Raw genomic sequence first — 13,003 nt, forward strand, 5'->3', positions numbered from 1 at the left:
TCAACTGCAAGCTGTAAGTTTGAGTCAAAATCCTATGCAACTGGGATAAAGGGGATGGAGGGGATTTTTTAGATCAAAATTCAGGCTCATTCAAAGGAACTCAATTTTGCAATACGATGACATAACCAAACTGATATTGCAGGCTTGTTTTGAAGTTAGTAACGAGTTGGGTAGTGGCTTTCTTGAGTCTGTTTATGAAAAATCACTTCTTGTAGCATTAGAGGATCTTGGCTTGAATGCCCGAGCACAGGTCCCAATTAAAGTAAATTTTCGAAATAGGGTAGTTGGCGATTATTTTGCTGATATCATGGTGAATAATCAGGTGCTTATTGAATTAAAAGCAGTGAAAAAATTGGCACCTGAACATGTCGCACAGGTTTTGAATTATCTCAAGGCATCCAAAATCGAAGCCGGACTCTTGGTAAATTTCGGTAATCCTCGATTGGAATATAGGCGTTTTAATAATTACTCAAGTCCGATATAGATTTGAATTTTCTTTAATTGAGCTTTTATCTTATCCATCCCCTTTATCTCAGTTAACATGGGGTTTCTTTTTTAGGAGTTTGCCAGTGCAAAAGATTCTCGTTACGGGAACGGCCGGTTTTATTGGTTTTCACCTGGCCAAGGTACTGCTCGACCGTGGCGACGAGGTCGTCGGGCTTGACAACCTCAACGACTACTACGACGTCAGTCTCAAACAGGCCCGTCTGGCGCAGCTCGATGGGCGTCCCAACTTCCGCTTCGTCAAGCTCGACCTGGCCGATCGCGACGGCATGGCGGCGCTGTTCAAGACGGAAAAATTCGACCGGGTGGTCAACCTGGCCGCCCAAGCGGGTGTGCGTTACTCCCTGAAAAATCCCCATGCCTACATCGACAGCAACCTGGTCGGCTTTGTCAATATCCTGGAAGGCTGCCGCCACAACGAGGTGCAGCATCTGGTCTATGCCTCGTCCTCGTCGGTGTACGGCGCCAACACCCGCATGCCGTTTTCCATCCACCACAATGTCGATCATCCGGTGTCCCTGTACGCGGCCTCCAAAAAAGCCAACGAGCTGATGGCGCACACCTATGCCCACCTGTACCGCCTGCCGGTCACCGGCCTGCGGTTTTTTACCGTTTACGGACCCTGGGGCCGCCCCGACATGGCCCTGTTTCTGTTCACCAAAGCGATTCTGGAGGGCAGGCCCATCGATGTGTTCAACTATGGCAAAATGCGCCGCGATTTTACTTACATCGACGATATCGTCGAAGGCGTGATGCGCACCCTGGACAACACCGCCCGCCCCAATCCCCAGTGGAACGGCGATCAGCCCGATCCCGGCACCAGCAACGCACCTTACCGCCTGTACAATATCGGCAACAACAATCCTGTCGAGCTTATGCACCTGATCGAAACCCTGGAAAAAGCCCTTGGCCGGACTGCGGAGAAAAACCTCCTGCCAATCCAGCCCGGCGATGTGCCCGCCACCTACGCCGATGTCGACGACCTGACCCGCGATGTTGGTTTTAAACCTTCCACCAGTATCGAGGAGGGGGTTGGCAGGTTCGTGGCGTGGTATCGGGGGTATTTTCGGTAGGGGGGGAAGGCGGGACGCGATTTGCGGGTTGCGGGACGCGGAACCCGCCGCAGGCGGGCCAGGAGCCGGGGTGCCCTTTTTCTGTTTACTCTTTTTGGGCAAGCAAAAAGAGTGAAGCGCCGGGCGGGGGCGCTACCCCGCGGTATTGAAGTTAAGGGTTGAGAGCTGAGGACTGCGCACTGAGAGCTGAGTGCTGAGTGCTGAGAGCTGAGAGCTGAGTGCTGAGTGCTGAGTGCTGAGTGCTGAGTGCTGAGTGCTGAGTGCTGAACCTTTTACTTCAACTTCGCCGGTCCCGGCCGGCAGCCGGCATACTTTCTTTACTCGTCTAAAGAAAGTATGGAAAGAAAGGACGCAGGGTCGGCTATCGCCATTATGATAGGCTCCGGCTCCAAGGGTGCTGCCTTTTGGCACCGGCGCTGCGAATTTATACCGGTTGCACTGCGTAGGGCTTTTGCGTGACCTTAGTGCGTCGCCAGTTTTCAGCTGGGCTGTTACAGAAACCGGCGCTGCTAGATTGGTTTGACGGCAAACCCGGTTTGCCGTCCATTTCCCCTTGTGACGCCGCCGGAGTGCGGTGGCCGATGGGCGAAACAGGCGGAAATCTGAGCGTAAGCGAATCATTTCCGCCCGCCCGGCGGGTGCTGCACGGAGGGAACCCGCCGCAGGCGGGCCAGGAGCCGGGGTGCCCTTTTTCTGTTTACTCTTTTTGGGCAAGCAAAAAGAGTGAAGCGCCGGGCGGGGGCGCTACCCCGCGGTATTGAAGTTAAAAGTTGAGAACTGCGGACTGGTAGCTGTAAGCTGCGAGCTGAGGTCAAAAGCTTTTAGTTCCACTTCGCCGGTCCCGGCCGGCAGCCGGGTGGCTTTCTTTGCTCGTCCAAAGAAAGTCACCAAAGAAAGGACGCAGGGTCGGCTATCGCCATTATGATAGGCTCCGGCTCTATGGGCGCTGCCTTGTGTCAGCGGCGCTGCCCGTTTGGTGGGGTTGCGCTGCGTAGGGCTTTTGCGTATCGGTATTGCGTCGCCAGTTTTGCTGGTAGGCTGTTGCGGAAACCGGCGCTGCTAGATTGGTTTACGGCAAACCCGGTTTGCCGTTATGCCGTTTCTTCCCCCTTGTGACGCCGCCGGAGTGCGGTGGCCGACGGGCGAAACAGGCGGAAATCTGAGCGTAAGCGAATCATTTCCGCCCGCCCGGCGGGTGCTGCACGGAGGGAACCCGCCGCAGGCGGGCCAGGAGCCGGGGTGCCCTTTTTCTGTTTACTCTTTTTGGGCAAGCAAAAAGAGTAAAGCGCCGGGCGGGGGCGCCACCCCGCGGTATTGAAGTTAAAGGTTGAGGGCTGATAGCTGTAAGCTGCGAGCTGAGTGCTGTAAGCTGCGAGCTCAGTTCAAAAGCTTTTACTTCAACTTCGCCGGTCCCGGCCGGCAGCCGGGTGGCTTTCTTTGCTCGTCCAAAGAAAGTCACCAAAGAAAGGACGCAGGGTCGGCTATCGCCATTATGATAGGCTCCGGCTCTATGGGCGCTGCCTTGTGTCAGCGGCGCTGCCCGTTTGGTGCGATTGCGCTGCGTAGGGCTTTTGCGTATCGGTATTGCGTCGCCAGTTTTGCTGGTAGGCTGTTGCGGAAACCGGCGCTGCGAGATTGATTTAAAACGGCGGAGCCGTTTTATTCCCCCTTGTGACGCCGCCGGAGTGCGGTGGCCGACGGGCGAAACAGGCGGAAATCTGAGCGTAAGCGAATCATTTCTTATAGCTTATAGCTGAGTTCTGATGTCTTACAGCTTACAGCTTACAGCTTACAGCTGCTATCTGGTTGTTACAATTGTGATCTGAAAGCTGAAGATTTATGTCTGCTGCTGCCATATTTACCCTGTTGATCGTCGTGCTGATGCTGGCGGCGCTGGCTTTTGAAGTTTTGGCGCCGGATATCATTGTCTTCTCTGCGCTGGGGGTGTTGCTGGTAGCGGGGGTGCTGACGCCGGCGGAGGCTTTTGCCGGTTTCGCCAATCCCGGCATGCTGACCGTGGGGCTGTTGTTCATCGTCGCCTATGCCGCCCAGTCTTCCGGGTTGCTGGCGTTTTTTGCCGACCACGTCATGGGGCGCAGCGGCGGGGGGCGCCGTTCCCTGGCGCGGATGATGGGGCCGGTGGCGGGCATGTCGGCGTTTCTCAACAATACGCCGATCGTCGCCATGTTCACGCCGGCGATTCGCGACTGGGCGCTCAAGCATCGTCTCAGTCCGAGCAAATTTCTGCTGCCGCTCTCCTACGCCTCCATTTTCGGCGGTATCTGCACCCTGATCGGCACCTCCACCAACCTGGTGGTGAATGGCATACTGCTGCAGCAGGGCCACAGGTCGCTGGGCATGTTCGAGCTTGCCTGGGTCGGTCTGCCCTGCGCCGTGGCCGGCATCGCCTTTCTGCTGCTGGTCGGGTTGCGCCTGCTGCCCGAGCGCTGTGACCTGGCCCAGCAGATGGAAACCGGCGGCGGCCGCGAATACTTCATCGAGATGCTCGTCCCCGAAAGCAGCGCTCTGGCGGGTAAAAGCGTCGAACAGGCTGCGCTGCGCAATCTCGGTCAGCTGTTTCTGGTGCAGATCCAGCGCGGCGACGAACGTCTGGCGCCGATTCGGCCGTCCGATGTGCTGCATGGCGGGGATCATCTGTTGTTCACCGGCAATCTCGACGCGATTCTGCGCCTGCAGGGCCTGGCCGGGCTGATGCCGGTGCATGAGGACGAATTCTGCCGGACGCTGCGTGAAAGCGGCAACGGCCGCATCCTGGAAGCCGTCGTATCCCGCTCCTCGCCCATGCTGGGCAAGACCATCAAGCAAGGCAACTTCCGTGCCCGCTACGATGCCGCCATTCTGGCCGTGCATCGCCACGGCGAGCGGTTGCGCTCCAATCTGGGGGAGGTGGTGCTGCGCCCCGGCGATACCCTGCTGTTGCTGGCCGGCGACGATTTCAGCAAACGCTGGAATCATTCGCGGGAGTTTTATATGATGACCCGGGTGGTGGATATCCCCAGGGTCGATCGCCGCAAAGGGCTGATGACCGTCGGGGTGACCGCCGCCATGGTGGCGCTGGCGGCTTTCGGCATCCTCGATATTCTCAAGGCGGCGATTCTGGCGGTGATCCTGCTGATCTGGACGCGCTGCATCACCGTGGTCGAAGCCCGGCGGTCCATCGAGCTTAACGTGCTGATCATCATCGCCGCCGCTCTGGGCCTTAGCCGGGCCCTGGAAAAAACCGGCGCCGCCGGTCTGCTGGCCGATCATCTCATCGACAGCCTGCGCGGCCTGGGACCGATGGGGCTTCTGGCCGCTATCTACCTGGCCACCTCGCTGATCACCGAGATGATCACCAACAACGCCGCCGCGGCCCTGATGTTCCCCATCGCCATGGCCGTCGCCGGCCGGCAGGGCCTTGACCCCATGCCGTTTGCCGTGGCCATCGCCGTGGCCGCCTCCGCCAGCTTCGCCACCCCGATAGGCTACCAGACCAACCTCATGGTCTACGGCCCCGGCGGCTACCGGTTCAGCGACTTTCTCAAACTCGGCATCCCGCTGAATCTGCTTTACATGGCCGTGGCCCTGGTGGTGATACCGGCGGTTTGGGGGTTTTGAAAAGGTACGAGGCTAAAGGCCAAAGGCCAAAGGTGAAAGGCCCGAGGCCAAAGGCCAAAGGTTAAAGCAAGGGGCAAGGCTGAATAAGTTAAAAACCCATTCAAGATGTTTATATTGCAGGACTTTTGTTTATTTTGAGATTCTACCTCGGGCCTCGGGCCTCGGGCCTCGGGCCTGCTTTTAAAAAGGACTCTCCATGAAGTTAAACATGACCCATCTGCGGCAACTGGAAGCCGAGAGCATTCATATCCTTCGCGAAGTGGCCGCCGAGTTCCAGAACCCGGTAATGCTTTATTCCATAGGTAAAGACTCTTCGGTGATGCTGCATCTGGCGCGCAAGGCGTTTTATCCGGCGCGGCCGCCGTTTCCCCTGATGCATGTCGATACCACCTGGAAATTTCGCGAGATGATCGAGTTCCGCGATAACCTTGCGGCGGAATACGGCTTTGACCTGCTCATTTACACCAATGAGGAAGGCGTGCGCCAGGGCATCTCCCCCTTCACCCACGGCTCGGCCCTGTACACCGACGTGATGAAGACCGAAGGGCTCAAGCAGGCCCTCGACAAGTACAAATTCGACGCGGCCTTCGGCGGTGCCCGCCGCGACGAGGAAAAATCCCGCGCCAAGGAGCGCATCTTCTCCTTCCGCACCGCCACCCACCGCTGGGATCCCAAAAACCAGCGCCCCGAACTCTGGAACCTCTACAACGCCAGGGTGAGCCCCGGCGAGAGCATTCGCGCCTTCCCCCTGTCCAACTGGACGGAACTCGACATCTGGCAGTACATCTACCTGGAGAGCATCCCCATCGTGCCCCTCTACTACTCCAAAAAACGCCCCGTCGTGCAGCGCGACGGCATGCTGATCATGCTCGACGACGACCGCATGCAGCTTAAGCCCGGCGAAAAAGTGGAGATGAAATCGGTGCGCTTCCGCACCCTCGGCTGCTACCCCCTCACCGGCGCCGTCGAGTCCACCGCCGCCACCCTGCCGGAGATCATCCAGGAAATGCTGCTGACCCGCACCTCCGAACGCCAGGGCCGCCTCATCGACCACGACCAGGCAGGATCGATGGAGAAGAAGAAACAGGAAGGATATTTTTAGGGGCGAGGCCCGAGGCCCGAGGCCAAAGGTGAAAAGCAAAATTCCAAAAAATCGTCGTTAAAAATAAGATTTCCGGGTTCGGATTTTGGCTTGGTTTTAGGTTTTACCTTTGGCCTCGGGCCTCGGGCCTTTGGCCTATTTTTCTTGGCCTGAAAGGAAGATACTGTGAGTCATAAATCAAATCTAATCGCCGAAGACATTCATCAATATCTAAAAAAGCAGGAAGAAAAATCGATGCTGCGCTTCATCACCTGCGGCAGTGTCGACGATGGCAAGAGTACCCTGATCGGGCGGTTGCTGTGGGATTCGAAGTTGATCTTCGAGGATCAGCTGGCTGCGCTGGAGGCCGACAGCAAGCGGGTCGGCACCCAGGGCGAGGATGTCGATTACGCGCTGTTGCTCGACGGTCTGCAGGCCGAGCGGGAGCAGGGCATCACCATCGACGTGGCGTATCGGTTTTTCTCCACCGACAAGCGCAAATTCATCGTCGCCGATACGCCCGGGCACGAGCAGTACACCCGCAACATGGTCACCGGCGCCTCCACCGCCGAGGTGGCCATCATCCTCATCGACGCCCGCAAGGGGGTGCTGACCCAGACCCGGCGCCACAGCTACCTGGTCTCTCTGGTGGGGATCCGCCACGTGGTGCTGGCCATCAACAAGATGGACCTGGTGGACTACGCCGCCAGCCGCTTCCACAGCATCCGCGAGGAATACGAAACCTTCGCCGCCGGGCTCGGTTTCGAGGATGTCACCGCCATCCCCATCTCCGCCCTCAAGGGGGACAACGTCATCGAGGCCAACGGCCACACCCCCTGGTACCAGGGGCCGCCCCTGCTGGAGTATCTGGAAACAGTGCAGGTCGTCGATGACGCCGCGTCCCGGCCGTTCCGCATGGCGGTGCAGTGGGTCAACCGTCCCAACCTCGATTTCCGGGGCTTTTCCGGCACCATCGCCTCCGGCACCCTGCGCCCCGGCGATGAGGTTGTGGTGCCGTCCTCCGGGCAGAAAAGCACCGTGGCCCGCATCGTGACCATGGACGGCGATTTGTCGCAGGCCGTCGCCGGGCAGGCCGTGACCCTGACCTTGCAGGACGAGATCGACATCAGCCGCGGCGACCTGCTGTCCGCCCCCCTGGCGCGCCCCATCCATACCGATCAGCTGCGGGCGCATGTGGTGTGGATGCACGAGGAGCCCCTGCTGCCGGGACGCGGCTACCTGCTCAAGACCGGCTGCACCACCGTCCCGGCCCAGATCAGCGATCTGCGGCGCAAGGTCAACGTCAACACCCTGCAGCAGGAACCCGGCAAAACCCTGGGCCTCAACGAGGTCGGGGTGTGCAACCTCAGCCTCGGCAAGGCGATCTCCTTTGACCCCTACAAGGAAAACCGCGCCACCGGCAACTTCATCCTCATCGACCGCTTCAGCAACGCCACCGTCGGCGCCGGCATGATCGACTTCGCCCTGCGCCGCGCCGACAACATTCACTGGCAGGCTCTCGATATCAACAAACAGGCCCGCGCCGAACAAAAAGGGCAAAAACCGCGCGTGCTGTGGTTCACCGGCCTGTCCGGTTCCGGCAAATCGACCATCGCCAACCTGGTGGAGAAAAAACTCCACTCCATGGGCAAACACAGCTACATCCTCGACGGCGACAACGTGCGCCACGGCCTCAACCGCGATCTCGGCTTCACCGACGCCGACCGCGTCGAAAACATCCGCCGCGTCGCCGAAACCGCCAAACTGTTCGTCGATGCCGGCCTCATCGTGCTGGTGTCCTTCATCTCCCCCTTCAAAAGCGAACGCCAGCTGGCCCGCGACCTGCTGGAGCCGGGCGAGTTCATCGAGGTGTACGTCAACACCCCGCTGGCGGTCTGCGAACAGCGCGACCCCAAAGGCCTCTACAAAAAAGCCCGCGCCGGACAACTCAAAAACTTCACCGGCATCGACTCCGCCTACGAAGCCCCGGAAAAGCCGGAGATCGTTGTTAACGGCGCGGAGAAGTCTGCGGAGGAACTGGCGGAGGAGATTGTGCGGGAGGTGTTTGGGTAGCGGACCGCGGGACGCGGCCAAAGGCCCGAGGTGAAAGGCCCGAGGCCAAAGGCCGAAGGTTAAAGGTGAAAGGTGAAAGGTGAAAGGTGAAAGGTGAAAGGCCCGAGGCCAAAGGCCCGAGGTTAAAGGTTAAAGCAAGGGGCAAGGCCGAAAAAGTTAAAAACCCATTTAAGATATTTATATTGCAGGCCTTTTGTTTGTTTTGAGATTCTATCTCGGGCCTCGGGCCTCGGGCCTCGGGCCTCGGGCCTCGGGCCTCGGGCCTGAAAGGAGTGCCATGCGTTTTGAGGATTTGGAGGTATGGAAGCGTGGGTCTCGGTTGAGTGCAGAAATTTACAAAGAACTTGGCCAACTAAGAGACTTTGGGTTCAGAGACCAAATCACCCGCGCAGGCCTTTCGATTCCCAGTAATATCGCGGAAGGGTTTGAGCGGGAATCCGATAGAGATTGCATTAAATTTCTCCTTTACGCAAAGGGCTCATGTGGTGAACTGCGCACACAAATATATATAGGGATGGAAATTGACTATATCTCGAAAAAATCCGGAACTGCCTGGGTAAAAGAAACGGTAGAGATTTCCTGTATGCTCGGTGGCCTGATCAACTCCAAACGCTCTTTTCTTCAGAAAAAAGAAAATTCAGGGAAAAATAAATGAATAAATCGAACACAAACCAAACTTCAGATCCTTCTATAAATGGTTCGCAAAATAGCTCAGTGCCTTTTGATTTCAAACCTTTGGCCTCGGGCCTCGGGCCTCGGGCCTTAGAGCAACTCTGCCAGATTGCGAAAAAGGCAGGGACAGCAATTTTGGAAGTTTACAACGGCGAAATCGCCGTCGAAACAAAATCCGACAACTCCCCCCTGACCGCTGCCGACAAAGCCTCCCACCAGGTCATCGCGGCCGGGCTGGAGGCGCTGACGCCGGAGATTCCGATCCTGTCGGAAGAGGGCAAGGACATCCCTTACCAGGAGCGCAAAAACTGGCGGCGCTTCTGGCTGGTCGATCCGCTGGACGGCACCAAGGAGTTTATCAAGCGCAACGGCGAGTTTACCGTGAATATCGCCCTGATCGAGGGCGGCGCGCCGGTTCTGGGCGTGGTGTATGTGCCGGTGCAGGACAAGCTGTATGTCGGGGTCGTGGGGCAGGGAGCCTACGTGCAGCAGGCTGACGCGCAACCCGAGCCGATTCAGGTGCGCACGCCCGATGCGCAAGCCGGCCTGACGGTGGTGATGAGCCGCTCCCATCCGTCGCCCGAATTGGCGGAGTATCTGAAGAATATCGAAGTGGCTGAAGCGCTGCCGGTGGGCAGCTCGCTGAAGCTGTGCGTGGTAGCGGAAGGCCGGGCGGATCTGTATCCACGCCTCGGCCCCACCATGGAGTGGGATACCGGCGCGGGCCAGGCGGTGGTGGTGGCCGCCGGCGGCACGGTGCAGACCCCCGACGGCGCGCCGCTGGGGTACAACAAGCCCAGCCTGCTGAACCCGCATTTCATCGTGCGGGGCGCTCGGGCATAGGCGCCGGCAGGCACGCGGCAGCGGGTCGTAACAGGACACGGTTCAGGGAGGTTTGAGCGATCTGATTAAAGGTATTGACAAATAATTTTATGAGATTAATATAACGCCAGCATGTCGGGTTTTTGACATGTCGTTGACACTCCATGGTAAGCCACTCATACTTCAGCCACTACAGGGAGGGAAGTCCGGTGTCGTCTCGTGCAATTGTTTGTCCTGCCTGCCACCAGAAAAAGTTCGAACGGATTCGCAGGGAATTATGGATGCGCCTGCTGCCCCGCACGCGCCTGTATTTCTGCCTCCACTGCGACGCCAGATTTCTGATCTTCTTCCAGCGCTTCTCCCTCCGCATCCGGTAAGCCGCAAACCAAAGCCAGGACCATAACGTCAAGGGCATGCACCGCAGAGGACGCAGAGAACGCGGAGAATAAATTTCCGGATAACATCTGATCAACGTCAAAGGCATGCACCACAGAGCCACAGAGGACACGGAGAACATCACAGAGACAACCTCTGCCGTTGCCTGCCCTCTGTGCTCTCTGTGTCTCTAGCGAGAGAAACGAGCGGGTGGTGAAGGTTTTTGGGTTTATGATGAAAGCCAAGGCATGCACCACAGAGCCACAGAGGACACGGAGAAAAACCACAGAGCCAACCTCTGCCGTTGCCTTTCCTCTGTGCTCTCTGTGTCTCTAGCGAGAGAAACGAGCGGGTGGTGAAGGTTTTTGGGTTTATGATGAAAGCCAAGGGCGTGCACCACAGAGCCACAGAGGACACGGAGAACATCACAGAGCCAATCTCTGCCGTTGCCTCTCCTCTGTGCTCTCTGTGCCTCTAGCGAGAGAAACGAGCGGGTGGTGAAGGTATCCAGGGTGTAGATCCGCGTGAATCCGCGCGCATCAGATTGGATCCGCGTTCCATTCAGGGCCACGGTCATGCAAACCAAGGTTTCCGCGTCCCGCAACCCGCAAACCGCGTCCCGGAATTTAAAACCAATAGAACACGGATTGCCAAAACTTTCACCACAGAGCCACAGAGGACACAGAGAAAAACCACAGAGCCAACCTCTGCCGTTGCCTTTCCTCCGTGCTCTCTGTGTCTCTAGCGAGGGAAGCGAGCGGGTGGTGAAGGTTTTTGGGTTTATGACAAAAAGCCAAGGCAATAGAACGCGGATGACGCGGAAACTTCTGGATAAAATCTGATTACAACAAAATAAAAAGCGATTTAACTGGGATCAAGGGGATAAAAGGGATGAGAAGCCAAAGGATTTTATCTCGTTCATCTCCTCCATCTTAGTTGCAAAAAGTTTTTAAGGTTTAACCCGTGTGCATCATCATCTACTGAAGAAACCGGAGAAACGTCACCAGTTGCAAAAAGTTTTTAAGGTTTAACCCGTGTGCATCCGCCGTTATCTGTGGTGAATAAAAGGTTTTGCTTTAAGAATTTAAAGGCATTATCGAACACAGATAACAGCGGATAAGGTCAAAGGCAATAGAACGCGGATGACGCGGAAACTTCTGGATAAAATCTGATTACGACAAAATAAAAAGCGATTTAACTGGGATAAAGGGGATAAAAGGGATGTGAAGCCAAAGGATTTTATCTCGTTCATCTCCTCCATCTTAGTTGCAAAAAGTTTTTAAGGTTTAACCCGTGTGCATCCGCCGTTATCTGTGGTGAGTAAAAGGCTTTGGGTGTAGATCCGCGTAAATCCGCGTGCATCAGATTGGATCCGCGTTCCATTCAGGGCCACGGTCATGCAAACCAAGGTTTCCGCGTCCCGCAACCCGCAACCCGCGTCCCGGAATCTAAGGTTTTCGCGTCCCGCAAACCGCAAACCGCGTCCTGGAATTTCTCCGTGCACATCGGACCTTATCCGTGTACTATTCACAGGATCAGCAGTTTTAACAAACAGGGGCGGGCACATGCCAGAAAACAGCGCACAGATCGATACTATCGCGGCATTTCTCCGCCGGCAGGCGACGGTCCGATTTGCCTACCTGTTCGGATCCCGGGCCCGGGGCGATGCCGGGCGGCTGAGCGACATCGACATTGCGGTGTTTCTCGATCCGGGCCTTGACCTATTCACCTGCCGTCTGCAGCTCATGGAGCAACTGGCCGTCACCCTGCACAGCGATCGTTTCGACTTGGTGGTGCTCAACGATGCCCCAACCACCCTGCGCTACGAAGTGATTCGCGATGGCCGGGTGCTCAAGGAAGACAAGCCCCTCCGGGTCGATTTTGAAACCGGCGTTCTGCGCGGCTATCTTGACACCGCCCCGTTGCGGAAGACGCAGCAGGCCTATCTCAGGCAGCAACTGGCGGGGGAGAGGAACCATGGTTAACAAAAACGTGCTCGCAGCCCGACTGGACAGGCTGCGGGAATACCTCGATATGCTCAAGGCCATTCAAGCCTACACGTTGACGGATTTTATCAAGGATCCCTTCGTGTACTGCGCCGCCGAGCGGTATCTGCATCTGGCCATAGAATGCCTGCTGGATATCGGCAACCATGTCATATCCGACCGCGGCTATATCAAGCCAGACAGCTATGCCGACGTTTTCAGGATACTCGGCGACAACGAGGTCATACCGGCACCCCTCTGCCGGGAGCTGGAAGGCATGGCCTCCTTCCGCAATCTGCTGGTACACGATTATCTCAGACTGGACCGCCAGAAGGTCTACCAGATCATCCAGGGTAAGGTTAAAAGCCTGGAGCAGCTTGCAGCAGTATTCGCCGAACTGTTCTGATCTTCAAAACCAAGGGCATAACATCAGATAACGTCAAAGGCATGCACCGCAGAGGACGCAGAGAACGCAGAGAAAATCATAGAGCCAAACTCTGCCTTTGCCTCTCCTCTGTGCTCTCTGTGCCTCTAGCGAGAGAAACGAGCGGGTGGTGAGAGCCTGTGATTATAATCGAATATGAAGTTATCCGTGTGCATCCGCCGTTATCTGTGGTGAATAAAAGGATTTGCTCTAAGAATTTAAAGTCATTATCGAACACAGATAAAATCGGATAACAGCGGATAAGGTCAGAGGCAATAGAACGCGGATGACGCGGAAACTTCTGGATAAAATCTGATGACGACAAAATAAAAAGCGATTTAACTGGGATAAAGGGGATAAAAGGGATGTGAAGCCA

9 protein-coding genes are annotated in these 13,003 nt (G+C 56.8%); all 9 read left to right on the forward strand.

Going from position 1 to position 13,003, the window contains the following annotated elements:
• Positions 1-106: 106 nt before the first annotated feature.
• The 9 genes from A6070_RS06105 to hepT all read left to right on the forward strand — a co-directional run bounded on the left by A6070_RS06105 (position 107) and on the right by hepT (position 12,609).
• The gene (locus A6070_RS06105; protein WP_072287500.1) at positions 107-484 is read left to right on the forward strand and encodes a GxxExxY protein; all 378 of its coding nucleotides are present in this window, start codon (positions 107-109) and stop codon (positions 482-484) included.
• 85 nt (positions 485-569) lie between these two features.
• Entirely contained in the window at positions 570-1,577 is a 1,008-nt protein-coding gene (locus A6070_RS06110; protein ID WP_083558783.1) for an NAD-dependent epimerase, read from the forward strand.
• 1,839 nt (positions 1,578-3,416) lie between these two features.
• Complete coding sequence (locus A6070_RS06115; protein ID WP_072287502.1) at positions 3,417-5,195, forward strand: SLC13 family permease; 1,779 nt, start codon at positions 3,417-3,419, stop codon at positions 5,193-5,195.
• A 196-nt stretch (positions 5,196-5,391) separates the two neighbouring features.
• Positions 5,392-6,297 carry a sulfate adenylyltransferase subunit CysD gene (cysD, locus tag A6070_RS06120; RefSeq protein WP_072287503.1) on the forward strand — a complete coding sequence of 302 codons (906 nt, stop codon included), beginning with the start codon at positions 5,392-5,394 and terminating at the stop codon, positions 6,295-6,297.
• A gap of 165 nt (positions 6,298-6,462) precedes the next feature.
• A complete protein-coding gene (gene cysN, locus A6070_RS06125) occupies positions 6,463-8,349 on the forward strand; it encodes a sulfate adenylyltransferase subunit CysN (protein WP_072287504.1) in 1,887 nt (628 codons plus the stop codon).
• A gap of 277 nt (positions 8,350-8,626) precedes the next feature.
• The gene (locus A6070_RS06130; protein WP_072287505.1) at positions 8,627-9,004 is read left to right on the forward strand and encodes a four helix bundle protein; all 378 of its coding nucleotides are present in this window, start codon (positions 8,627-8,629) and stop codon (positions 9,002-9,004) included.
• Between the two features lie 59 nt (positions 9,005-9,063).
• Entirely contained in the window at positions 9,064-9,864 is an 801-nt protein-coding gene (gene cysQ, locus A6070_RS06135; protein ID WP_268807489.1) for a 3'(2'),5'-bisphosphate nucleotidase CysQ, read from the forward strand.
• Between the two features lie 1,919 nt (positions 9,865-11,783).
• A complete protein-coding gene (gene mntA / locus A6070_RS06145) occupies positions 11,784-12,203 on the forward strand; it encodes a type VII toxin-antitoxin system MntA family adenylyltransferase antitoxin (RefSeq protein WP_072287507.1) in 420 nt (139 codons plus the stop codon).
• Entirely contained in the window at positions 12,196-12,609 is a 414-nt protein-coding gene (hepT, locus tag A6070_RS06150) for a type VII toxin-antitoxin system HepT family RNase toxin (protein WP_072287508.1), read from the forward strand. Before mntA ends, hepT begins: the two co-directional genes overlap by 8 nt.
• Positions 12,610-13,003 lie beyond the last annotated feature (394 nt).

The sequence above is a fragment of the Syntrophotalea acetylenica genome (genome assembly GCF_001888165.1).
GTDB classification, from domain to species: domain Bacteria; phylum Desulfobacterota; class Desulfuromonadia; order Desulfuromonadales; family Syntrophotaleaceae; genus Syntrophotalea; species Syntrophotalea acetylenica.